24 protein-coding genes and 1 pseudogene are annotated in these 23,612 nt (G+C 35.7%); 9 read left to right on the top strand and 16 right to left on the bottom strand.

Features of this window, described 5'->3' with window-relative positions; genetic code table 11:
* The first annotated feature begins 5 nt into the window (after positions 1-5).
* Positions 6-1,748, top strand: coding sequence for a sensor histidine kinase (locus NHG49_RS05800; protein ID WP_098111241.1), 1,743 nt, complete (start codon positions 6-8; stop codon positions 1,746-1,748).
* Between the two features lie 197 nt (positions 1,749-1,945).
* Here NHG49_RS05800 and NHG49_RS05795 read toward each other — a convergent pair whose 3' ends face one another.
* A complete protein-coding gene (locus NHG49_RS05795) occupies positions 1,946-2,848 on the bottom strand; it encodes an AraC family transcriptional regulator (protein WP_103655578.1) in 903 nt (300 codons plus the stop codon).
* A gap of 137 nt (positions 2,849-2,985) precedes the next feature.
* On the opposite strand from NHG49_RS05795, the gene NHG49_RS05790 reads away from it, so the two are divergent.
* Both NHG49_RS05790 and NHG49_RS05785 read left to right on the top strand, forming a co-directional pair.
* The gene (locus tag NHG49_RS05790; protein ID WP_064476859.1) at positions 2,986-3,471 is read left to right on the top strand and encodes an RNA polymerase sigma factor; all 486 of its coding nucleotides are present in this window, start codon (positions 2,986-2,988) and stop codon (positions 3,469-3,471) included.
* A gap of 5 nt (positions 3,472-3,476) precedes the next feature.
* Positions 3,477-4,595 (top strand): anti-sigma factor, encoded by a 1,119-nt coding sequence (locus tag NHG49_RS05785; RefSeq protein WP_103655577.1) that lies wholly within the window; start codon positions 3,477-3,479, stop codon positions 4,593-4,595.
* Between the two features lie 35 nt (positions 4,596-4,630).
* Here the strand turns inward: NHG49_RS05785 and NHG49_RS05780 are convergent, their stop codons facing one another.
* Positions 4,631-5,608, bottom strand: coding sequence for an HD domain-containing protein (locus tag NHG49_RS05780; protein WP_103655576.1), 978 nt, complete (start codon positions 5,606-5,608; stop codon positions 4,631-4,633).
* Between the two features lie 340 nt (positions 5,609-5,948).
* Here NHG49_RS05780 and NHG49_RS05775 point away from each other — a divergent pair, with 340 nt between their 5' ends.
* The gene (locus NHG49_RS05775) at positions 5,949-6,302 is read left to right on the top strand and encodes a DUF5412 family protein (protein WP_098102774.1); all 354 of its coding nucleotides are present in this window, start codon (positions 5,949-5,951) and stop codon (positions 6,300-6,302) included.
* Between the two features lie 33 nt (positions 6,303-6,335).
* Positions 6,336-7,226, top strand: coding sequence for a type II CAAX endopeptidase family protein (locus tag NHG49_RS05770; RefSeq protein WP_098102773.1), 891 nt, complete (start codon positions 6,336-6,338; stop codon positions 7,224-7,226).
* Positions 7,227-7,369: 143 nt separating this feature from the next.
* Here the strand turns inward: NHG49_RS05770 and NHG49_RS05765 are convergent, their stop codons facing one another.
* Both NHG49_RS05765 and NHG49_RS05760 read right to left on the bottom strand, forming a co-directional pair.
* Complete coding sequence (locus NHG49_RS05765; RefSeq protein ID WP_258125611.1) at positions 7,370-8,476, bottom strand: metallophosphoesterase; 1,107 nt, start codon at positions 8,474-8,476, stop codon at positions 7,370-7,372.
* 146 nt (positions 8,477-8,622) lie between these two features.
* Complete coding sequence (locus NHG49_RS05760) at positions 8,623-9,540, bottom strand: alpha/beta hydrolase (protein ID WP_258125610.1); 918 nt, start codon at positions 9,538-9,540, stop codon at positions 8,623-8,625.
* Between the two features lie 168 nt (positions 9,541-9,708).
* Here NHG49_RS05760 and NHG49_RS05755 point away from each other — a divergent pair, with 168 nt between their 5' ends.
* Positions 9,709-10,254 carry a TetR/AcrR family transcriptional regulator gene (locus tag NHG49_RS05755; RefSeq protein WP_088047861.1) on the top strand — a complete coding sequence of 182 codons (546 nt, stop codon included), beginning with the start codon at positions 9,709-9,711 and terminating at the stop codon, positions 10,252-10,254.
* Positions 10,255-10,327: 73 nt separating this feature from the next.
* Here NHG49_RS05755 and NHG49_RS05750 read toward each other — a convergent pair whose 3' ends face one another.
* The 6 genes and pseudogenes from NHG49_RS05750 to NHG49_RS05725 all read right to left on the bottom strand — a co-directional run bounded on the left by NHG49_RS05750 (position 10,328) and on the right by NHG49_RS05725 (position 15,805).
* On the bottom strand, positions 10,328-11,353 hold the full coding sequence (locus NHG49_RS05750; protein ID WP_149173352.1) for an S-layer homology domain-containing protein: 1,026 nt from the start codon (positions 11,351-11,353) through the stop codon (positions 10,328-10,330).
* 89 nt (positions 11,354-11,442) lie between these two features.
* Entirely contained in the window at positions 11,443-11,694 is a 252-nt protein-coding gene (locus NHG49_RS05745) for a hypothetical protein (RefSeq protein WP_064476867.1), read from the bottom strand.
* Positions 11,695-11,806: 112 nt separating this feature from the next.
* Positions 11,807-13,339, bottom strand: a complete 1,533-nt coding sequence (locus NHG49_RS05740) for a fatty acid--CoA ligase family protein (RefSeq protein WP_064476868.1) — start codon at positions 13,337-13,339, stop codon at positions 11,807-11,809.
* Between the two features lie 161 nt (positions 13,340-13,500).
* Positions 13,501-13,929 (bottom strand): annotated as a pseudogene (locus NHG49_RS05735) (hypothetical protein).
* A gap of 142 nt (positions 13,930-14,071) precedes the next feature.
* Positions 14,072-15,061: a lipoate--protein ligase gene (gene lplA / locus NHG49_RS05730; RefSeq protein WP_098763220.1), complete on the bottom strand. Its 990-nt coding sequence runs from the start codon at positions 15,059-15,061 to the stop codon at positions 14,072-14,074.
* A 9-nt stretch (positions 15,062-15,070) separates the two neighbouring features.
* Positions 15,071-15,805 carry an MBL fold metallo-hydrolase gene (locus NHG49_RS05725; protein ID WP_103655572.1) on the bottom strand — a complete coding sequence of 245 codons (735 nt, stop codon included), beginning with the start codon at positions 15,803-15,805 and terminating at the stop codon, positions 15,071-15,073.
* 179 nt (positions 15,806-15,984) lie between these two features.
* On the opposite strand from NHG49_RS05725, the gene yhfH reads away from it, so the two are divergent.
* On the top strand, positions 15,985-16,113 hold the full coding sequence (yhfH, locus tag NHG49_RS05720) for a protein YhfH (protein ID WP_000567010.1): 129 nt from the start codon (positions 15,985-15,987) through the stop codon (positions 16,111-16,113).
* A gap of 39 nt (positions 16,114-16,152) precedes the next feature.
* Here yhfH and NHG49_RS05715 read toward each other — a convergent pair whose 3' ends face one another.
* Entirely contained in the window at positions 16,153-17,169 is a 1,017-nt protein-coding gene (locus NHG49_RS05715; protein ID WP_064476870.1) for a LacI family DNA-binding transcriptional regulator, read from the bottom strand.
* A 237-nt stretch (positions 17,170-17,406) separates the two neighbouring features.
* The gene (locus NHG49_RS05710; protein ID WP_064476871.1) at positions 17,407-17,916 is read right to left on the bottom strand and encodes a GNAT family N-acetyltransferase; all 510 of its coding nucleotides are present in this window, start codon (positions 17,914-17,916) and stop codon (positions 17,407-17,409) included.
* Between the two features lie 124 nt (positions 17,917-18,040).
* Between NHG49_RS05710 and NHG49_RS05705 the strand changes: the two genes are divergently transcribed.
* Positions 18,041-18,394, top strand: a complete 354-nt coding sequence (locus NHG49_RS05705; RefSeq protein WP_142315051.1) for a PH domain-containing protein — start codon at positions 18,041-18,043, stop codon at positions 18,392-18,394.
* A gap of 34 nt (positions 18,395-18,428) precedes the next feature.
* Here the strand turns inward: NHG49_RS05705 and NHG49_RS05700 are convergent, their stop codons facing one another.
* Both NHG49_RS05700 and NHG49_RS05695 read right to left on the bottom strand, forming a co-directional pair.
* Positions 18,429-18,734, bottom strand: coding sequence for a DUF2087 domain-containing protein (locus NHG49_RS05700; protein WP_258125607.1), 306 nt, complete (start codon positions 18,732-18,734; stop codon positions 18,429-18,431).
* Between the two features lie 38 nt (positions 18,735-18,772).
* Complete coding sequence (locus tag NHG49_RS05695) at positions 18,773-18,985, bottom strand: hypothetical protein (protein WP_002096814.1); 213 nt, start codon at positions 18,983-18,985, stop codon at positions 18,773-18,775.
* Positions 18,986-19,167: 182 nt separating this feature from the next.
* Between NHG49_RS05695 and NHG49_RS05690 the strand changes: the two genes are divergently transcribed.
* Positions 19,168-19,881 (top strand): hypothetical protein, encoded by a 714-nt coding sequence (locus tag NHG49_RS05690; RefSeq protein WP_258125606.1) that lies wholly within the window; start codon positions 19,168-19,170, stop codon positions 19,879-19,881.
* Positions 19,882-19,928: 47 nt separating this feature from the next.
* On the opposite strand, the gene NHG49_RS05685 is transcribed toward NHG49_RS05690, so the two are convergent.
* Both NHG49_RS05685 and NHG49_RS05680 read right to left on the bottom strand, forming a co-directional pair.
* Complete coding sequence (locus NHG49_RS05685) at positions 19,929-22,754, bottom strand: YhgE/Pip domain-containing protein (protein WP_258125605.1); 2,826 nt, start codon at positions 22,752-22,754, stop codon at positions 19,929-19,931.
* Positions 22,755-22,968: 214 nt separating this feature from the next.
* Complete coding sequence (locus NHG49_RS05680) at positions 22,969-23,541, bottom strand: TetR/AcrR family transcriptional regulator (RefSeq protein WP_061883872.1); 573 nt, start codon at positions 23,539-23,541, stop codon at positions 22,969-22,971.
* Positions 23,542-23,612: the final 71 nt, after the last annotated feature.

Below are 23,612 nucleotides of genomic sequence, written 5' to 3'. Positions count from 1 at the left end.
ACGATATGAATTTTAATAAACGACTTATTATCCAGTTTATCATGCAACACGTATTTGTTTTAGTTACATTACTGCTTGCTGTAGTAGCTGCTTTCACTTATTTAATTTTCCTTGTTACTAGTACTTCATACGAACCGAATATTCCAGATGCTGATAATTTTATGATTTCAAAATATATCTCTTCAGAAGATGGCGATATTTCGTTAAAAGCTGAAGTAAAAGACCTAATTAAAGAAAAAAATGATTGGATTCAAGTTGTAGCGGAAAACGGAAAAGTTCTCTATCACTTTAATACGCCGATTGACGTACCGACATCTTATACGAAAACATCTTTATTCTCGTATATACAGAATCATATAGAAAGCCCTTATACATTTACATATTGGGAAATTGAACTAGAAGAAAAGAACGTACTTGTTATATACGGCGGTATGTTAAAAAGCAATGTATTACTGAAAACAATCCAGAAAGAGCACCCGTCTGTATCTACGGATTCGTTCACATTAACAGAAGAAGAAAAACAGTTACTTTCTAAAGAAAAAGCAGCACTTCAAATCTTTAATAGTGATGGCGAAGAAGTATTCTCCTATCCAGCTGGAAAGAAAAAAACGTTTTCTGCCATACAAGCTGCTCTTAGCGAAAAGGAACCGTGGAATCATAAAGAAAACACGTCTAGCTTTTACGAAACAAATAGCAATCATCTTCTTGTTGTAACTGCCAAAAATGAGTACTACTATCCAGATGATGAAATAGACGATGTATTTACTAAAAAGTTTCTAATCGGATGCGGATTAATCCTTCTTATCGTATTTGTTTATTTAGTCATTCTTTCTATTTGGTACGGTAATAAATTTGGAAAACCGTTACTCCATGCGATGCGCTGGCTTAAAAATATAGCTGGTGGAAAGTACGAAGAGCCTGTTAGTAAAAAAGGGAAACCTGTCAGGTTCCGGCGATCTGGGAAAGAAAAATGGTCATTCCGCTTATTTAGTGATGTAACAAATTCACTAGAGCACCTTTCTATTACACTCAAAAAAAATGATGCAATGAGGCAAGTACTGCAGCAAACACGTGAAGAATGGATTACCGGTCTCACACATGATTTAAAAACACCACTTAGTTCTATATATGGCTACGCATTATTACTAGAATCACAGCAGTACAACTGGACTGATCGCGACATTCAACAATTCGGCAGCGTTATGAAAGAGAAATCTCAATATATGACGACATTAATCGATGACTTAAGCTTAACGTATCAATTAAAAAATAACAGTCTTCCTGCGCAGCACGTAAACATTGAAATGAATCAATTCGTCCAAAAAGTATTATTACAATTTATTAATAATCCAACACTTCAAAATCAAAATATTGAATTCGTACCGAGCTCAAATAAAATTCAATATTTCATTGAAGAAAAATGGTTCCAGCGTATTATCGAAAACTTACTCGTAAACGCTGTAAAACATAATAATGAAACGACAAATGTGAGCGTAAAACTTTCCCAAAACGCTACTTCATTTACACTCTCTATTTCAGATAATGGAAAAGGAATGGATGACAAAACGAAAGAACTTCTATTTGAGCGATATTACAGAGGAACAAATACAGAAGAAAGCAACATCGGAACGGGGCTTGGCCTCGCCATTACGAAACAGCTCGTTCATGCTCATAACGGAACGATTTCTATTGATAGCGAACTTGGAAAAGGAACAACGATTATACTTGTGTTCCCGTTTCATTCGTAGAAAAGACGCTATGTGGCGTCTTTTTTTTGGCGGAGTTCAGAGGTAAGTGAAATTATATCGGTGATTTTTCAAATATATCGGAGCAACTCAAAATATATCCGCGGTTTTCAAGATATATCGACTTACCGACAAAAATCATCAAATATAGCAACCTATATGAAAAAAGCGAACCACTCAGCGGCTCGCTTTTCCTCCTATTATTTCTTCTTTACCGGTATCCAAAGTTCAATTTGAGCGAACTCACTTTTATCTGCATGGGAACGCTCATCGTATAGTTCAAATTCATTAACGCCGCAATGTTCGTATCCTGAATGCGGGAACCATTCTGAAAATACCGCATTCCACGTTTGGTGGATAGACGATACCATTTCGTCATGAGGAACTTTCGGCGTTGTAAATACAGCATATGTCGCCGCTGGGAAAGTACGCTTCGCAACTTCATTTGGTACATTTTCAAAGCTTGTAACTTCCATTCCGATAATATAAGTGAAGTCGCCCGTTTCTAAATTAAAATCAGTACATAATCCAAGCTCTACCCATTGGCTCGTATCTTTACGATTCGGAATTGTTGTTCCAAGATCTTTCTGTAAATATTCTTGCCAAAATGCTGGGATGTCTTGATGGTTTTTCCCTTCTTTACTTGTCGTCTTCAGTTCATAACCCGCCACTAAAAATTCTGGTTTATTTACAATACGATATTCCATTTGTATGCCTCCTAAATACGGATTTAATTTTCTTTGTTTTACATTCACGCTGTAATACATCGGTGTTTCAATTTCTTGTTTTCGATATTCACTTGGTGTCATCTGAAATATTTTTTTAAAGGCTCTCGTGAACGTTTCGTGAGATTGAAAGCCATGCTCAAACGCGATATCAATAACTTTTTCATCCGTATGAGAAAGTTGATAAGCTGCCCGGGCTAACCTCCTCTTTCGAACATACTCCATTACTGTATCACCTACTAACGCCTGAAATACACGATGAAAATGCGACTCAGAAAAACCTGCAATACGTGCTAAATTACGCAGCGTCTGTTTTTCCATTACATCTTCCTCAATATAATCAATTGACCTTTGAATTTGTGTTTCATAGCTTTCCATCTCTGTTCACCCGCCTTATATGTATTATGATAAAAGAGAATCCTATCCAATTCTTGACGTTTTTTACTATAATTCCATAAAAAATTGTAACTTTTTTATATGTATTTCGTTGTTATTTATGAAGGGAGGGAAATGTAGTGAAACGCAAACAATCATTAGAAGAAATTTACTCCGAACATATGCAAGATTTATTTCGCTATCTTCTCTCCCTAACCGGAGATTCCCACTACGCGGAAGATCTCATGCAAGAAACATTTTATCGAATGCTCGTCCATATTGACTATTATAAAGGAGAAGAAATTAGGCCTTGGTTATTTACGATTGCCTACAACGCCTTTATCGATTGGTATCGAAAAGAAAAAAGATATAAAACAACGACAATTGCAGAATTCCATTTACCAAACGTACCAAGTACAGAGCACTCTTATTTCGTAAAACACGAGATTGCTAGTTGGTTAGACAGTTTATCTGCTCTTCCTCTTGAAAGACGCAATGTGTTACTACTACGAGATTACTACGAATTCTCGTATAAGGAAATAGCCGAAATGACTGGTCTCTCACTAGCGAAAGTAAAAATTGAATTACACCGGGGACGAAAAGAAACGAAAAGCATAAAGGAGTGATAGGGATGGGTTGTACAAAGTTTAAAAAACTATGGAAGAAGTACGAAAATGGAACACTTACGCATGATGAACAGGAAGAGTTAGAAAATCATATTGAGACATGTGAAGAATGTGAAGCTTACTTAGATGCGTTGCTTTCGAACAGTGAACCGATAAAGAAAAGACTACCATCACGAAATCTTAAAATCTCATTTTGGAAAATAAAATGGAAACAGCGTTGGCAAACCGTTAGTTTTGTCCTTGCCGTTTGTATAGCAATCTATTTTATTGGTCATTTTTCATCTTCTTTTTACTTCTATAATATGAAAAACTTAGCTGAAGTAGATGAGATTCCAGCACTCGCACTAGAAGCAACAATGCCAAATAGTCGTTCCGCTGGAGGAAATACGAAGGTTAAACCCTTCTTCCGTACAGAGACTGAAATGAATTTATATAAAACAATCGGCAAAAAAGAATTTTCAATTGGTACAGTAACAATGAGTAGTTTCTTATCATCTGTAACTGTCACAAATCAATCTTGGGAAAACAGAGCCTATTCAAAAAAACTTTCCTTTGTTCATCCTAAAATCAAGGAAGATGCTTCTTTGAAAGAATCATCTAAAAAAGTGTGGGATACACTTGGAAAGGTACATGAGGGAACCGTTGCAGAAGTAGCGCTATCGTTTGACAAACCTTACGCTTTACAAGAATTAGAATCAATTCTATATAGCGCATTTGAAGCACAAGAAATGCCACCGACTCCTATATGGTACGCTTTAGACACAGGGCAAGAAAGAATAAATGAAAATGATTTTATCCTGCATCGCGGAGAAATGATTGGATTTCCAGAACATATAAATCTCCCTGATAGTGAAGCAGAACAACCGAAGACAAAAGAAGATGAAGTAATCGAAATGATGCGTATTCTTTCTATAAATAAAGAAACTGTGAGTGAAGCTACTCGGACTCGTGAAAAAGATCTGAACTTAGATAAGCGCTATCAGTATGTAAAAGATAACGGTGTAAAAGTATACGGCATTGTCATTACTGGTCCGTCGAAAGAGTTATTAAAATTACAAAACTCACCGCACGTGCGTTATGCGACTCTTGGAGATATTGAGGTTTGGAATTGGTTTGATTATTAATGAGAAAAAGGAGAGCAAAGTGATGCTCTCCTTTTTTAATCCGAAATCACTTTCACATACATCCCTCTCACCGCTTTTTCATAAGCGACCTCACTCATCTGTTTTATTTTTTCCGATACGACAGATGATGGAACAACTTCGCCTTCACGAAGTAATGGAGGATTAATAAGACGGACTTTATTTTTCTGATACAAATCATAATCGTTTCTATCTTCTTTTACTTTTACATTCGGATGAACTTTGCTTAATAAAGCATGTACTTCTGGATCACTACATTGCTGCAATTTCGAAATAAGCTCATCATCTTCAAGAAGGAAATCATCTGCATGAATAATCGTTTTATGAAGAGCTAACTTTAACGTTTTCGCTAACATATCATTTCCGTAAATATTCATTGGCTTCATAAAGAAATCGATTACTTCTTTGTAATACGTTTCTGTAAACCACTCAGCCATTTTGATACTTTGAAGAACCATTTTCCCATCTACAGCGACGACATCCTCTAAAAAACTGTGAACTTCTTCTAACGGAATATACCCATATGTATACATATCTCGTAACGTATAATCCACTCGGTCTGCACATAATTCTGGTGCTGACCTTTCCAGTAACGTCCACTTCGAATCATCTAACAAAATATCTTCATAGTTATAACCATACTTTGAAAGAATCGCTGGAATTTCTGAGTTTTTCACAACAGAACTAAATATCTCCTCATGATAACTTTCATCCTCATTATGAAAAACGTAATCAATCACGTGGGAAAAAGCAGTATGTGATACGTCATGCAGTAAACCAGCAATTTGTTCTTCTACTGAACCACCAAGTTTCTTAATTAACAACATAACGCCAACTGAATGATCAAAGCGCGTTACATTCCATTTCTCGTTCATTAAATAACTTGCACCGGCTTGATGAATACCTTTCAGCCTTTGCACAGACTTACTTAAAATTAATTCTTCTACTACTCGATCTACTTCAAACTCACCGTATAGTACATCTGATATGATCACTTATAATCCCCCTTTATTTCAGCCTAGTCTTATAATCGTACTTCTTTTATGAAATCAACATCAATATAAATATTAAATCCAAATATATTGATGTTTAGTTTTTAATATTGTATATTATACATGTCTGTTATTTCTGTTATTTCTTTTAATTCATTTTTTATTGAGTGCTCCTTATATGGAGCCTTTTTTTATTGAAAAATATGGGGACTTTCATTCCAAATCGTGAACAGGACGCTAGAAATAGAAACGTACATATTCCGGCGATAAAAAGGATAACATTGCCAGTTTTATTCTTCTTTGATTTAATACAAGTATGGCCGTTAAGGGAAAGAGGGGAAACATGAAAAAGGTTTTCTTCACCATTCTATTCATCATTATTTTATTAATTAGTTTAGGATATTGGAAATTCTTCACTTTATCTGGGGTTTCAGGCGGTGAAAAGATTCAATCCATACACTCGCCAGATAAAACGTATACTTTACATATATACAGGCATAATGGCGGCGCAACGACTAGTTTTGCTATAAGAGGAGAGCTTGTAGCAAATAATAAAAAATTTATGAACACGAAAAATATATACTGGAATTATCGTGAAGAAGATGCAACTGTACAGTGGTTAGACAATCATACAGTGATGATTAATAAACATAAATTACATGTAGAGACGGACACGTATGATTTTAGAAAAAACTAGTTTTACAGTTATAGTACGAAAGGTCGGGAATCTATGGACAGTTATTTTCCAAAAATAGGGCAGTTAATTGGTGGATTATGTGTACTTGTCATTTTGCTTTCATCCCTTTGGCTTATATGGATTGGCGAAACAAATATTCGTTATAGTGGAGATCATAAGGACACGATGCCTTTTTGGCACAAGTGGGTCCCTGTTATGATCGGTATACTCCTTATCCGTTTCTTACCGTTTCATCATAAAAACTATAATCCTCTTCAACAGTTTGAACAAAGGCGCATCATGATTCAAGCTATTGTCTTGTTCTTGAGCGGATCCCTCTTCACAATTAGTCTTCTCACCACGAACTTTGAAGGGATGGCATTACAATTTTGGTTTATGATATTTAAAATCATTTTATTATTATTCACCCCATTCATGCTTCTTTTGTTTTATAAAAGTAATCCCCAAAAAGAGAGACTGAAATCTATGAAATCAATAGAAAATCATAAATGGTATCGTTTTACACCACTTATTGTCATTATAATATGGGGGTACTTCAACTTCTTTTCTACATTCTCTACACCATTTGTTTCGGCTAAAATGGAACCCATAGTTTTAATATTAATTTTACTTGTAGGCTTTCTTATAAATAGTGTACTGGAAGAGTTTTTTTATAGGGTTTGGTTGCAAACACGTTTGGAATTATTACTAGGCACTTGGCCAGCTATTCTTCTTACATCATTGTTATGGGCGAGCTGGCATATCGCATTACATGGCTCTGGTCATTGGGATATTGATACAGCTACAGTTATTGTGAACCTTGGTATCGTAGGTCTATTCCTCGGATATTTGTGGGCACGTTATCGCAAAGTATGGGCAATTATTATTGTCCATGGACTAATTAATGCACATCCACTACAACTAATTGAAATTTTATTTAAGTAACGGGCGCGGTTGCGAAACAAAAAAGGATTATACATATTAGTCATGTATAATCCTCTTTTTACACTTCAAATTCTAGTAACGGATGAAATTTTCAGCTTAATGCGTATGTGATTCTACTTCTAAATAAGTAAAATTTTATAACACTATTCAAACGTAACTTCCACCTGTACAATCTCTGATCTACTGCCAAGTCTAAGCGGTGGTCCCCAGAATCCGAAACCAGAAGAAACAATTGCGTGGAATGCACCTTTTTGTGCGTATCCCCAGTCTAATTCGTACATTCTTCTCGTTACAATATGATTCGGCGCCATTTGTCCGCGGTGCGTGTGGCCGGATAATAGTAAATCGACGCCAGCATCCGCTGCTTGTTTCAACTCAAATGGTTGGTGATCCATTGCGATAACTGGCATAGATTTATTTACCGTACTCATTAAACTTTCAAAGCTTTGACGATCACGCTCTGTTTTATCTCTTCTTCCAACGATATAAAAATCATCTTCAATTGTAATCACTTCATCTAACAGAATACGAATATCAATCTTATCCATCTCTTGTAAAAATTCAGGAACCGCTCGTCCGTAATATTCGTGGTTTCCTAACACACCATATACGCCTAGTGGAGCTTTCATTTGTTTCATAATTGGTCCCATATTTTTTTGAATGAACACACCTGGATGATCATCGATAATATCTCCTGGCAGTAAAATAATATCAGGCTCCATCTCATTTACATGACGGACAAGTCTTTTTAAATGCGAAACGCCAGATAATTTACCGAAATGCATATCCGAAGCCATCGCAATGCGTAAGCTTTTACGTCCCTCTACTTTTTTCGGGATGTGCACCTCATATTTTCTTACTACTGGGCTATATGCGTTGAATACTCCATATGCAAAAATGAAGATGAACGCAAGTAACACGGCCGTTCCTGTCCAAATAATTGCGGTCTCTTTCTCCATTGAAAACTGTAGAAGGAAAACTGTAATATCAGCAAGTGGCAACAACATAAGCGCGTATTGTATGACCGCAAACCAAATTGAACCTATTGTTCGTAGAAATGGCAAGAACTTAAACACTTGCACGAGAATGTACGCATATGAAATAAAACCGACTACGAAAGCGTAATATCCCCAAGATTCCCAGCCAAACACCCTACTAAGCCAAACCCAGCCGTTCCAACCGATGTAAAACATGAGTAGTGTGTATACAATTAAAATAGTAAATATATTGAAATAACGAAATTTTTTCACTGCTAGCCTCCTTAGTAATTTCTTCTATTATATCTTGTTATGCACGTTTAACGTAAATATTAAGCACAGCAATCTTCACAATAAAAACCTCTAACCGCTAGATGCAAACCTAACAATTAGAGGTGCAATTCAAGTCAAAATTACTTTTACAGATTTTCGTTATAGAAACTTGTTAATTTTTCAACTGTAATTTTTACTGGTTCTGGTTGGTCGTATAAATCGTAATGACTCGCACCTTTCACAACAAGTAAATCTTTTTTCTCTGATGCTGCTTTCTCATAAAGCTCATGACCATCTTTATAAGAACCGAATGCGCCTTGCTTGCTGCCGACAATAATTTGCAACGGCTGTGTTAATAATGTATCTGCTAAATGGAACGCATCAAAACCAATTACCGATCCCATACTCGTAAAGTTTAACTTATTTGGAGAGTTAACACTTTGCCCTCGCGGTGTTGTATAGTACTGAACTGCTTCTACAATATCTATATCCGTCATACCTGCTGCCTTTAATTCCTCCTCATTTTTAGGAATCCAGTTTGTAATCATCGCCTCTGCTCCGCGTGCTTCAGCAGTACGTTGTTTACCAATTGCCTCTAACACCCCAATTGGATCAGCTTCACGATTTAATCGGCCGATATTTGCACCAACGACCGTGCCAACTGCTTTAATACGGCGCTCTGTCATCGCAGCACTTACCGCATATCCTCCGCCCGCACAAACACCTAACACACCGATACGTTCTTCATCTACATAAGGAAGAGTAGTTACATAATCTACCGCTGAGCGAATATCTTCAACGCGCGCAGCTGGTTCTTCCATATATCTCGGTGCACCTTCACTTTCACCTTGATACGATGCATCAAACGCAAGCGTTACATAACCTTGTTCTACTAATTTCTCCGCATACAATCCTGCTGTTTGATCTTTACAGCTACTACCTGGATGCACACAAACAATCGCTGCATTTTGTTTCTTTTCCTCAGCACCTACAGGAATATTTAAAATACCTGCAACTTGTAATCCTCTTGCATAAAAACGTACATTTCTCTTCGTAACTGCCATATATAAAACCACCCTTACTGTATTTTAAATTTACACTTGTGAGAGTTAATACTCACGTATATATTTATAATAAAGCGAGCAACCACTTGTTTCAATGACCACATTTGCGCATTTGGGTGATAATACACACATAACGAAATATGTGTATCAATAACGGAGGAACATTATATGGAGAAAATCGATAGAAGAATTATAAAATCACAAAACGCCATTCAATCCGCATTTATCGAAATGTTAATTGAAGATGGCTTTGATGAAATTACAGTAAAAAACATTACAGAAAAAGCAAACATCGGCAGAAAAACTTTCTACCTACACTACCTAGATAAATACAATTTATTAGACAAAATTGTGGACGACCATTTAAATCAATTAAGAGAAATATGCGATATAAAACAAACAAAAGGCTATATAGAAGGAACTGTCATATGGTTTGAATACTTCAAAGAACACAAACCATTTTTCGCATCGTTATTTAGAAGCAACAGCACATTATCGTTTCAGAAAAAGTTCCTAACGTTCATCATGGGGGAACTAGCGAAAAAACTAAACACGAATACGTCAGTAAATAAAAACATTGATACACACATCGTTTTAAAATTTTTAGGAACAGCTGTCATGGGCATTTTGGAATCTTACGTATTGGATGAAATTGATAATGATATTGAGTATGTTGCGACGCAGGTTGGGGAGTTAATGAAGAGGAATATATAACAATGCAAAAAAGGAAAATTTGAACTGCAAATTTTCCTTTTTTATTTATGCTAAATCTAGTATACGTTTCAATTTATTTCTTCAACTTATCCGTCTTCGCAATAAATTGTGCTGCTTCTGCGCGGCTTACTGCTTTATCTGGAGCCCAGCCATTATCTGTTCCAATTGAAATATTTTCTTGGATTAAAATATTGGCATACTTCGCACCCCAATGATTGTTTAAGTCAGCAAATTCTTTTGGTAGTTTCATATTTTCATTTCTTTCTAATTTATATGCATTTACTAGCATAGAAGCCATTGATGCACGGTTAATTAACCCGCTCGGATTAAAGTTACCCTTCTCATCACCTTTTACAATACCTGCTTTTTCAACAGCTGCGATGTACGGTGTAGCCCAGTGATTTTGTGCATCACGGAATGATGGCTTCGCATCTTTCTTAATTTCTAACCCTAAAACAGTTGCTAATATTTTTGCAGCTGAACTACGATCGATATTTTCAGCCGGAGCAAATGTACCATCTGGCTTACCGTTCACTGCTCCTTTATCTACTAAATATTGAACTGACTCTTGTGCCCAAGCTGGTACATCTGGGAATTTAGATTCCTTTTTAATTGTACTCGCATCAATTTCAAACTGCAGTTGATATTTATGATCATATTTAATTGCTGGAATTAATATATGCATTTGCATATTATATTTTTTCGAGAACTCCCCAATTTCAAATTGAACAACTTTCGTACCGTTATTCGTTTTATCTTCGGAGATTACTTTTACATCATGGAATGTCCCTACTTTATTTGGATCTTCTACTCTAAGATACTGAAAATAGCTACTATCTTGAACTGTTAGCGTAACGATTTTTTTATCACCTTGAATGGTTACTTTTGCATTTTTTAAATATGTAGACGCAACTGATGTATCATTCGTTTGATCTTTATAAGTCTTTAAAATAACGTCATATGTGCCATCTGCTAGTTTGCTATTTACTTTCATTTCTACTGCCGCTTCTGCTTTCGCAATCGGTGCCATAATACCACTGAATGGAACTGCTAAAGTTGCTGCTATAACGAACGCATTAACATATTTTTTCTTAATCATTATCAATACGACATCTCCTTTTATATGAATATACCCAACATAACTATCATATTGATAATGATTATCAATGTCAAATAAAATTAATAATACTATTTCCTACATAAGTACGCCTTCCGCTCGTTATTAAAAAGTAAATAATGCGCCGTGTGAACTTTTCTTTCCAAATAATCAATAGAATACGAGCTTGATGGATCGACTAAATCACCTATTGCACCTGAAAGATGATCGATTACTTGCTGCAAAATTTCTAAGTTTTTCTTCTCATTTTCAGAATTCATTTCATCCATAATGTCACAAATAAGGTATTGAACTCTCCGTAAACGTAATTCCTTTTGCTCCACGTATATCTCCTCCTTATTAGTCATATTACGGTTTAAATATATGGGGTTATAGCTTAACCAATTCTAAAAAATACAAAGGCAACCATCTTCATAAAGATGGTTGCCCCTATTTTTATACTTGTATCGCTTTTTCTCTCAAAGCTCTTCTTAACAATTTACCTGTCGTATTCTTTGGTAACTCTGTTAAAAATTCGATACTCATTGGCACTTTATATTTCGCTAAATGTAACTTGCAATAATGCATAAGTTCCTCTTCTGTTACGTTAGCTTGTTTTAGAACGACGTAAGCTCGCACTGCTTCTCCTAAGTTTTCATCAGGAACGCCAATTACGACAACTTCTGCTACAGATTCGTGTGTATATAATACTTCCTCTACTTCACGAGGGTATACGTTATAACCGCCAACTAAGACGATATCTTTTTTACGATCAACGATATAGAAGTAACCTTCTTCATCCATTTTCGCTAAGTCACCTGTATACAGCCAGTCGTCTTTCAATGTCGCAGCTGTATCTTCCGGCGCGTTATAATATCCTTTCATAACGTTAGGTCCGCGAACGATTAATTCACCGACTGCGCCAACAGGTACTTCTTCCCCAAGTTCATTCACAATTTTATTTTCTACATGCCAAATATTTGTACCGATTGATCCAGGTTTACGCGGACGATCTAGCGGGTTAAAACAAGTAACTGGTGATGCTTCTGATAAACCGTATCCTTCTGAAACAATTACATCAAATCGTTTTTCAAAGTTTTGCAGAAGAGCAACAGGCATTGATGCACCACCTGAAATACAAAGGCGAAGCGTCTTCACATCTTCTGCGCTTGCTTCTTCAAATAAATATAAATAATTGTACATTGTCGGTACACCAGCAAAAATCGTTGGCTCGTACGTGCGACAAATACGGAATACTTCTTTCGGACTAAATTTCGGTAACATTAAAATAGTTGCTCCGTTCACAATTGGCGCATTTACTGCTACTGTTAAGCAAAATACATGGAACATCGGCAGTGCCGCAACGACGCGATCATCAGCCGTATATTGTAAATACGACGCCACATCGCTCGCATTACTATATAAATTTTTATGTGTTAACATAGCGCCTTTCGGTTTTCCAGTTGTGCCTGAAGTGTATAGAATAACCGCTACATCTTCTTCATCTAGATCTGGGCCTTCGTAAGTTAAATCTCCAGCCCCTATCATTCTCGTAAACGTTTTCATTTTTTCGGTTTCTGTATGGTTAAAATCTGATGAGGTTTCGCATATGATGATGTTTTCAAGTGAAGGAAGTCTTGTTGTAAGAGATTGTATAACAGGTAGAAGGACGTCGAGTACGATGATTGTTTTTACATCTCCATTTTGTAAAATATAATGCATTTCGTCTGCTGTATAAATTGGATTAACTGGAATGACAGTTGCTCCAGCTTTCATTGTTCCGTATAAACCGACCAAAAAATGTGGTGAATTTCCAACAACTAATGCGACATTGTCCCCTTTTCCAATGCCCATTGCTGCTAAATTGCTAGAAAACCTTGTGACCATTTTGTTTAATTGGTCATACGAGACCGACTGATCCATAAATATATAAGCCGGTTTATCCCCCTTCTTTTTCGCCGTTTCAGCCAAAGATTGAACGAGATTCACACAAACCCCACCTTTATAAAATTTAGAATATTTAAAAATTCTAAATTAATTATATTAAAAGAAAATTAAAGTAGCAAGTGATATTCCATTAATTGCATATACAACGATCACCTCCTGTTGATTCACTTTGGAAGGATACGGGAATTTCGTGTGTTAATAAATTATGAAACGAAGGCTAAAATCATTTCAGGATAATATGCACTCATCTTTTCACTAAGTTTTTCTAGTTCCTCTTTATTCAAGCTCGTATACTCCCCATACAAGTTGATTGCATCCGCTCCATTTTCATGAAAGAACAATGTAACATATAACGTTGGCATTCCTTTATTGTCCTCGTCTATCGACAAGACAAGATCTGGCGTTTTATTCACCGTACTAAACGCTCCATTTCTTTTCCATTCCTTATTTTGAAACATAGTTCGTATATCATCTATCTATCGCCTGTTATCTGTATGTGTAAAATATATGACATTATCTTTCGCTGGTTTTCCAATAGATAAAAGTGTGCGACTTGAGGACGTTTCATCGTTACACGCTGTCATTCCGATGACGAAACTGAGTAGTAATACGACGTACATTACCCTTTTCATTTCGATCCGCCTCCTTTTGGATATATATATTCCTTTATGAGGGGCAAATGTCCTGTGATTTTATGGTGAGTGAAATTGTATCGACTTACCGACAATTTACGCCCAAAAAAGAGGCTGCCAGTTACGGCAGCCTCCCTCATTTTTAGAAGAATAAATGTAAGAAATCTTCTGTTGTAATATTACCGAAGTAACGCGCGATATCTACGCCTTCTAAAGCTACAGTGAATGCATCTTTATCAAATTGTACACCTGTTAGACGCTCTTCAATGTCATGTACATCTAGTGAGCCGAAGAAGTCACCGTAAATTTTACATTCTGTTACTGTTCCTTTTTTCACTTCAAGACGAACGTCAACTTGGCCAACTGGGAAGCGGTGTGAATGTTGTAAGTTGAACTTTGGAGATTTTCCGTAGTTCCAATCCCAATTTTGATAACGTTCTTCAGAAAGTTTGTGGATCTCTTTCCAATCATTTTCTGTTAATTCATACGTTGGAATTTCTGTTTCCCCTTCGAAAATTGTTTCTAGAAGAAGTTGTCTAAACTCTTCTGTCGTCATTTTTTCGTTTAAAAATTCTGTAATGTTCGCAACGCGGCTACGGATTGATTTAATTCCTTTTGATTGGATCTTATCCATTTTTACTTTTAACGCTGATACGACGTGATCGATTTCAGAGTCAAATAGTAACGTACCGTGACTGAACATACGACCTTTCGTTGAAAACTGCGCGTTACCTGAAATTTTTCTACCTTCAGCTAAAATGTCGTTACGACCACTTAGTTCTGCATTTACGCCTAATTTGCCAAGCGCTTTCGTTACAGGCTCTGTGAATTTTTTGAAGTTGCTGAAACTGTCTCCATCATCTTTCGTAATAAAGCTAAAGTTTAAGTTTCCTAAATCGTGATATACTGCGCCTCCGCCTGATAGACGACGAACGACATGGATACCTTGTTCTTTTACGTAATCTGCATTAATTTCTTCTACTGTGTTTTGGTTTTTACCAATGATAATAGAAGGTTCATTAATATAGAACAGTAAATATGTTTCGTTAATATCTAAATTCTTCACACAATATTCTTCAATCGCTAAGTTTATTCTAGGATCTGTAATCCCTTTATTATCAATAAATAACATCGTATCACCTCATGAGTTCCAGATGTAACCACTATGCGCTAGCGTAATATGGCCACTGAAAATTTGTTTTGCTTCTGTTACTAAATCAGATGGGTTTCCTGTATGCGGTAAGTGCGTTAATAAAAGTTCTTTTACATTCGCATCTTTCGCAATACTTGCTACTTCTGTACTATTCATATGCCCTGCTTTCGCCGCCTCTTGATGTGCATACATATTACACTCACAAATGAAAAGATCAACATCTTTTGTGAATGGAATAAATTCAGGAATATAACTGGAATCCGCGCTATATACGACAGCGTCACTACCAGCTGTAATACGCATCGCAAAACAGGTAACAGGATGAACAGTTTTTAAAAATGAAATCGAGAACGGTCCAACTTGAAGTGTTTCTTCTGGATTGTACGCGATTCCTTTCGTATGCGGTTCATGTGTTAAAGAATGGAAGCCATTCTCGTCAAACGTATGACCGTATATTGGTAATTCCGGTAGTTGTCCCTTTGTCGCACTTGTAATTAATCTCGCATATTGCAATACCCCAATGTCTGCAACATGATCATGATGATAGTGTGACAGTACAACTGCATCTATATCAGATGGTGTTATATATTTTTGAAGCTGTGCTAGTACACCACTACCACAGTCGACAAGTAAACGAAAACCATCGTGTTCAAACAAATACCCCGACGTTGCTTCTCCCGCTTCTGGAAAGCCGCCCCAAAAGCCGACAACAGTCATTTTCATATGTATCCATCCTTTCTAAAACCGAGTAGGAATGCATGTTTCACTTACATTCTACATTGTTAACTATAATCCATTTCCTAAACTTTTTCATTAATTTTCATTTTGTTATAAAACAGTTGTTGACTTTTGTTTTTTGTACTAATACAATGATAGTGAGAAATGGAAATGGAGGGATTGACATGATCGATCAACCAATGGAGTTTTTCAGAAATTTACCGACGAAAACTTGTGCGCACTGTGGGAAAGAAATTGATGAGCAGCACGAAGCATACCATAACAAATGTGATGACTGCGTTCACGAAGAATAGTAATTTATGAACATAAAAAAACCTAGCAGACATAGTCTACTAGGCTAATAACATCGTATCCTTCTTCATCGTTGAACCTTTCACCAAGAGCTCCAATTCAAACTCATACAATTCTTTTTGTCGATAATTTTTCGTATGGATTTTATCCATCATCAGGTCGACAACTTTTCGGGCCATCTCATCGATTGGCTGTTCAATTGTCGTAATACCTGGCTCAGTAATCTGTGATAATATTTGATTATCAAAACCGATAACAGCGAGATCATCTGGAATGCTCCAGTCATGGCGTTTTGCCTCTGAAATGATTCCAGCTGCAACCTCGTCGCCTCCTGCCAAAATCGCGGTAGGATTTTTTTTGTCCTTTAATACTTCATGGAATATTCTCTTTCCATCATCCCAAGCGAAAGCGTTTTCAAGAAAATCGATCGCTTCTACTTGGCGGCTCTTCTCAGTTATTGCACGTAAAAAGCCCATTTTTCGCTGCTGGCTAACCACTTTGGTTTCGTTACCACGACAAAAAATAAGATTACGATATCCTTGTTCTAACACATGCTTAGCAGCTATGTATGCTCCTTGCGCATGATCAAACTTCACTGTTGGAACATTTGCTTCCTCAATATATTCATTACATAACACGATTGGACCGTGCTGTAAGTATGGCTCTACATCTTCCCAAGGATTTTCTAGTGAACATAGAATAATCCCATCTACTTGTTTCGTAGATAATAATTGTAAATACTCCATCTCTTTTTCCGGTAAATATCTTGTTTGACAAATAATCAGTTTATATTTATGTTCAGAAGCAGCAATCTCGATTGCTTCAATAAATCGACTGAAGAAAGGATTTGTAATCCTTGGAACTAGCACCGCAATTGTTTCCGTCTTTTGTTTACGAAGCCTTCTCGCCGCAGAATTAGGAACGAAACCTAAATGCTTCATTGCTAATTGAACCCTTTTTTTCTTCTCATCTGAAACATATGGATGATTATTAATCACCCTAGAAACCGTTGTCCTTGATAACCCCGCTAATTTCGCCACGTCCTCTATAGTCGACACGAAATTCTCCCCCTTTGCATGAAAACGTTTTCTTAAACTGATTATATAGTATATTATTGGAAACTGCAATATGGGTTGTTATGATTTTACTATATTAATATTATACATAGGGAAAAGTCTGTTAATGGGAGGAGAGTTTATACTACTTTTAGAAGTTTACAGTAGGCATAAAAAAAGATGTACATAACATTACGTATATACATCAGCTTATTAATACGTCCTTTATAAAATCAAATTTTAATCTATATAAAAACCCATCAATACGTCATCTCCATACGATCCATCTTCATATTTAATTTGTTTTCTTTGTCTTCCTTCTTCTACAAATCCCATACGTTTGTACACCTTAATCGCTCTATCATTAACAGAAACTACGCCTAAACAAATTTTCTCTAAACCCTTCTGCTCTTTAGCCCAACTAATAAGAAATTCAATTAGTTTCGTACCAATGCCTTGATTACAGTACGCCTCCCTAATCCCCATTCCCATTGTACCTGCATGTCGTAAGCGTTCTAGTTCATATCGATTGAAAATTAAAAAGCCAACCACTTTTTTATCTACTTCATAAACTATGTAAAGATTACCTTTTTCATTACTTTTCCGTATCTTTTCTCTTTCTGCATTCATATCATTTGGTAATTTCTTTGGAGATACTATGAAAAACTTTGTAGTAGTTTCCGATAATATAATTTCTTTTCTAATATCTATAATTGATTCTGCATCAACCTCTTTTGCTAACCGTATCATTGAATCACCTCGTACTTTTTCTTTTTAAAAATAATATTACAACTATAAAACGCTCAATATGCAATATTACATATTGAGAATTTTTTTACTCTTGATACAATATTCATATATCGAAATAAAAGGAATGTATACAATGAATCCAATTTTAACAGCTGCAAAACAACTATTACATAAAGACGAAGTTATTATATCTACTTTAAATTGTTCACTTACTGGCTATATGATTACGCATAAAGTTCCGCATCCAGGCATGCTACTGGCTACTGATAGAAGGCTTCTCTTTTATGGAAAGTCTAAAAATACATTCATTGCCGAATTCGAGTATAAAAAAATTGTATCTATAGAAACGAAGAAAAGAATCTTTGATAAAAAAATAATATTTTACTATGAAGATGAATATATAACGTTGGGATACATTACAAGTTTAAATATTGAAGAGTTCTTAGACTTACTAAAAAAAAATGCACAACTAGCTTAAACTCGTAATCAGTGGGGATTTCCCCGCTGATTCATTATTTTAACTCCTCCCACTTCGTCCACACTTCTCTCCCGTTTATACGGTACATATTATCCTCTCGATCCATAAACCCATGCACAATAAACTCGCGTCTAATTGTACAAAAATCATCATGATATTGTTTTATAAATGTATTAATTTCTGTTTCTGTATATTGATTTTCAGTATTTAACTTGCTAACTAAATGATCTAACAATACTAGTTTTTTCTTCTTTTGACCTGGAATCGATTTTAGACGGTCCTCTTTATCGAAAAAGTTACGAATCGTCGTATCCCTGAATTTCATTTCACTTTCGGTCATTTTGTTATCCTCCATCTGTTTTTATGTACTAAAACTTTTTATTTGTCTTTACCGTTTTTCTTCATTCTTTCACTTATAACATCCATAAGGTAATACCCGCTAATTAGCACATAGTAAACTAAAAGTATTCCTAGTGCATCTTTCATATTTATATATTTTTCTTTGTGAAACAAGATAGGTGAAAGGGCGTAAACAAGAAAGATGATTAGCGGATTTACGATGAAATAATAAGTAAGATTTCCTCTCATCATATCAGCTCCTCTACCCTATGTTTCTCTGTAAATTGTTGTAATTCCTTTTCACTTTTAATCCTCTCCTCCACACTTTTTTAATTTATTCATCATCTTTATACTTGTAACTTATTATTCAAATCAATAATTTCATATGGTAAATTATGTTATAATTAACTTATACATACTTTGGAGGGTACATAGTGAAAAAAGCTATTATAGTATTAAGCATCCTATATCTGATTTTAACTGTACATACAGGAGCTGTTCTTTTAGGAAAAGAACATTATAGAAGTGCTATCAATACATTAAAAAAAACGGAAGAAGTCTCTTCATTTCAATCTGCAAAAGACGGTGTAATTTTATTAAAAGGGACGTTAACTACTGCGCAACCTATTACAGAAGAAAAACTTCAAAATAAAGAATTCGCACTCCTTGAAATTAATACGTATAAACGCCGAAAGGCAAATTGGATAAACATTGATACTGAGCAGCATATTGCAAAGCAACTCTTATTAAACAATGAAACTCTTCCTACATTAAAAGAAACCCGTTTTTCAATGGAGCCAATTACACTGTTAGGAAAAGATATTTCTGCCGAAGATTACTCACTAAAAAAGGATGATACTCAATTAACAATTAAAGGTAAGGGCTACCGATATACAGGAATAGAAAACAAATCAGATACTCTTATTTTTGGTATAAAAAAAGGCGATACACTTGAAGGCTATAGTGGCTCAGAAATTCTAATAGGAAAAACAAAAGAGGATATTGCCAGGAACATGAAACTATATACTTTTGCTGAAAGGTATGGTCCATTTGTTTGGATTGTAGCTACTATTCTCCTCATAAGTGTTGTTATACACTTGTTCCGTAAAAATAAAAAAACAAATAAAATTTCTCATCCAATAAAATAAAACCGATAAAAAAGGCACCTTTTCAGTGCCTTTTTTATTGGTCTTATTTACGCTTCAACCGATTGGTTTTCCGCAATATTTCTAAATTGTCGTTTGTGCATCCAAGTTAAGGATGCGATTGTTCCAAGTGATAATACCACGATGAAAATCATGAGTATTCCTACGTTTTGCCACATGAAGTTAAAGTCTCCACTTGATACGACTGCTTTCAATCCTGATACAGAGTATGTCATCGGCAACCAAGCATTGAATGGTTGTAAAAACTTCGGAATCAATTCTAGTGGGAATGTTCCAGCACTTGTTGTAAGCTGAATAATTAATGTGATGATGGCAATGAAACGCCCTGCATCACCGAATGCTGTTACTAAACATTGAATTAATGCGATAAACACTAAACTTGTAACGATGCTAAAGAGTATGAAATACGGAATACTTTGTACTTCTACACCTAATCCGAATAGTAATATAATATCTGCTACTATCGCTTGAATAATACCGACTGATAGTAAAACACCGAACTTACTAATAAACCAACTAAATCCTGATTTTGGAACGCCAACTGTATCACGTAATGGATATACGATTGATAATAGTAATGCCCCAACAAATAAACCGAGTGATAAGAAATACGGTGTAAATCCAGTTCCGTAGTTTGGAACTTCCGCCATTTTCTCCGTCTTCACTTTTACAGGACTTGCAAACATATCATACGTTTTATCCGTCCCTTTCACTTCACCAGTTTTCTCAGCCCCTTCGCCAAGTTTCTCAGCAAGTTCACCTGAGCCATCATTTACTTTTACGAGGCCATCCGTTACTTTACCAGATCCGTCTGCTAGTTTATTTACGCCGTCGATTAGCTGGGTTGAGCCAGTTGATAATGCACCTAAGCCTGTTGTTACTTGGCCGGAGCCATTTGCTAATTGCGTTATTCCGCCTGACATTTGGCCCGCTCCTGCAGATAATGTACCTAAGCCGCCTGTTACTTGGTTTGAGCCGTCTGCTAATTTGGATACTCCTACAGATAATGTTCCTAAACCGCCTGTTACTTGACCAGAACCATCTGCTAATTTGGATACTCCTACAGATACTGTGCCTAAACCGCCTGTTACTTGACCAGAACCATCTGCTAATTGATTTACTCCTGCAGATAATTGCCCTAATCCTGCTGTCACTTTTCCAGAGCCACTTTGTAATTGCGTTACTCCATCAATTAATTGAACTGATCCATCTTTTAATTTATCGGCACCTATTTTTGCATTATCTAATCCCTCACCAAATCCATGAAACTTACTAACAAATTCATTTTGTGCGCTCGTTAGTTTCTCAATACCACCTGCCAGAGTTTTTATCCCTGCTGGATTTGGTAAGTTGTTTTGCAATCCATTTGTTTTTTGATGTATTTCACCTTTTACTTGTTTTACTTCTTCATTTAATTTATTTGTTCCACCTGCTACTCCGGCAGCTTTTTGCTGAACTGTCGCTGTACTTTTTACAGCACTTGTTATGAATGGTTGTAACTGCTCTTGATATTCTTTTGGTAAGCTTTCAATTTGCTTTTGTAAATTCGCTACATCTTGTGCTGCATTTTTTGCATCTCCTGCTGTTGATTGCGTAAGTTCATTTAACTGATTTACATTCGCCCCAGCTCCATCTATTTTCTCATTTACTGTATTCAATATAGAAGGAACTTTTAACTGCATTTCCTCTAAGCCTGCAGCTGACTTTTGTACGTTACTATTTAAATCTTGCAAACCCTTTTGGATCGCTTGAGAACCTTCCTCTAATTGACTTTTCCCTTCAACAAGTTTTCCCATACCATTTGATAGGTCAGTTGTTCCTGCTTTTAATTCACCGGATTTACTTACTAATTTGTTCAAGCCACCGGTCACTTTCTCAGATCCATCACGCAATTCACCCGTTTTGCTATTTAACGTATTTAAACCGTCTGTTACTTTGCCCGAGCCGTCTACTAATTTCCCGATACCTGCATTGCTATTTAGTGCATGTAAACCATCTGTTACTTTGCCCGAGCCATCTACTAATTTTCCGATACCTGCATCGCTATTTAATACATGTAAACCATCTGTTACTTTGCCCGAGCCATCTACTAACTTTCCGATACCTGTTTGCATCTCACCTGTTTTGCTGTTTAACGTATTTAAACCTGCTGTTACTTTCCCAGATCCATCAAATAGTTTCCCTACACCTGTCTGTATCTCTCCAGACTTCCCTTGAAGTGTATGAAGGCCATCCGTCACTTTACTTGAACCATCATGCAGCTCACTTGATCCGTCGTGTAGTTCATTTGCTCCTTCTGCCCCATCTGCTAACCCTTTTGAGACATCTTGAATGGAATCAAACATTTTCTCTGCGTATGTTTTCGTTAACGTACTTGATACTTCACCTTTAATTTTTTCAATGGCTGTTCCGCCAATTTGTGAAGATAAAAAGTTTAAGCTTTCGTTTGGAATGTATTCTAAGTTTAATGGTTTTGGATCATCTTTTAATAACGTTGTAGCGTTACTTGAGAAGTCATCTGGAATGCGTACTAACATGTAATACTTTCTACCTTCCATTCCTTTTTTCGCTTCTTTTTCACTTACAAATTCCCATTTAAAACTTGTATTATCTTTTAAGTTATCAACGAGGCCTTTTCCGACCTCAATTGGTTTACCATCAAATACTGCACCTTTATCTAAATTGACTACCGCCACTGGTAAATCATCTAACTGTTTATACGGATCCCAAAAGGCCCATAAAAACATACCTGCATATAAAATCGGTACGAATAAAACCGCGATAATTGGAATTAATATTTTTTTACTTTTTATAATTTCAGTAAACTCTTTACGAAGTAACTGATTCCATTTCATCATTTCTCCCCCTTTTCTAAATGACTGAATTGTTCATTTGGTCATTTTCTCCCAAATAAAAAGGCTATACTTATTCATACATATGCCTTATCCCCGAATTTATACTATGCAACTGTTCCTTAATATGAAGTAAATATTTATATTATCCCTCCTAAAATAAATGTATGACTGTTTCGTTCAAACAGTCACTTTTTATAATAATAAAAGGATTATCTTAGTTTGACAATCCTTTTAATAAATAAAGTTCAAATAATTCTGCAATTTTTTCTTTTTCTAGCGGTTTATGATTTTTTTCCCAATCAAAAATAAGAGATACGTATAAGCGAAGCATAATAAATGCTGTAATTTCTGGATCACATTTGCTAATTTCACCTTTTTCAATCGCAATCTTTAAATACGATTGAATGACAGAAACGATTTCCACATCTACTTGTTGCATCACTTCTTGTACTTCTTTCGTTCCCATATCACGCTCTTCTTGAATTAACTTAATCATGAGCTGATGTTCTTTTCTGAATTCTAATATGCTATATAATGCTCTATGTACATTTTCAAAAAATGAAACATCTGAACGAATTGCATTTTCTGCAACTTGCTTCATTTCTGTAATTAAATTAGAAATAATTTCACCAAATAGCTCTTCTTTATTTTTGAAAAAAGTATAAATCGTTCCTTTTCCTACATTCGCTAACTTCGCTACTTGATCCATCGTTGTTGCTTTATAACCGAACGCTGAAAAAGACTTTGTTGCAGCTTCAATAATAGAACGTTTTCGATCTATCGCCACATCGTCACCTCCAAAAATGACCAATTGGATAATATAGTCAATCAGTACATCTTTGATATTACCACACGCTT

The sequence above is a fragment of the Bacillus sp. IBL03825 genome, assembly GCF_024712505.1.
Taxonomy (GTDB): domain Bacteria; phylum Bacillota; class Bacilli; order Bacillales; family Bacillaceae_G; genus Bacillus_A; species Bacillus_A wiedmannii.
Note: the sequence above shows the minus strand (reverse complement) of the source record. Positions and strands in the feature narration are given on the sequence as shown.

Coding starts and splice junctions, on each gene's coding strand:
- NHG49_RS05775 (WP_098102774.1), top strand. CDS start 5,949: ATGAAAAAGGTTTTCTTCACCATTCTATTCATCATTATTTTATTAATT.
- NHG49_RS05800 (WP_098111241.1), top strand. CDS start 6: ATGAATTTTAATAAACGACTTATTATCCAGTTTATCATGCAACACGTA.
- NHG49_RS05725 (WP_103655572.1), bottom strand. CDS start 15,805: ATGAAAATGACTGTTGTCGGCTTTTGGGGCGGCTTTCCAGAAGCGGGA.
- NHG49_RS05785 (WP_103655577.1), top strand. CDS start 3,477: ATGGGTTGTACAAAGTTTAAAAAACTATGGAAGAAGTACGAAAATGGA.
- NHG49_RS05770 (WP_098102773.1), top strand. CDS start 6,336: ATGGACAGTTATTTTCCAAAAATAGGGCAGTTAATTGGTGGATTATGT.
- yhfH (WP_000567010.1), top strand. CDS start 15,985: ATGATCGATCAACCAATGGAGTTTTTCAGAAATTTACCGACGAAAACT.
- NHG49_RS05760 (WP_258125610.1), bottom strand. CDS start 9,540: ATGGCAGTTACGAAGAGAAATGTACGTTTTTATGCAAGAGGATTACAA.
- NHG49_RS05700 (WP_258125607.1), bottom strand. CDS start 18,734: ATGACCGAAAGTGAAATGAAATTCAGGGATACGACGATTCGTAACTTT.
- NHG49_RS05750 (WP_149173352.1), bottom strand. CDS start 11,353: ATGATTAAGAAAAAATATGTTAATGCGTTCGTTATAGCAGCAACTTTA.
- lplA (WP_098763220.1), bottom strand. CDS start 15,061: ATGTTATTTATTGATAATAAAGGGATTACAGATCCTAGAATAAACTTA.
- NHG49_RS05705 (WP_142315051.1), top strand. CDS start 18,041: ATGTATACAATGAATCCAATTTTAACAGCTGCAAAACAACTATTACAT.
- NHG49_RS05695 (WP_002096814.1), bottom strand. CDS start 18,985: ATGATGAGAGGAAATCTTACTTATTATTTCATCGTAAATCCGCTAATC.
- NHG49_RS05795 (WP_103655578.1), bottom strand. CDS start 2,848: ATGGAAAGCTATGAAACACAAATTCAAAGGTCAATTGATTATATTGAG.
- NHG49_RS05685 (WP_258125605.1), bottom strand. CDS start 22,754: ATGAAATGGAATCAGTTACTTCGTAAAGAGTTTACTGAAATTATAAAA.
- NHG49_RS05755 (WP_088047861.1), top strand. CDS start 9,709: ATGGAGAAAATCGATAGAAGAATTATAAAATCACAAAACGCCATTCAA.
- NHG49_RS05710 (WP_064476871.1), bottom strand. CDS start 17,916: ATGATACGGTTAGCAAAAGAGGTTGATGCAGAATCAATTATAGATATT.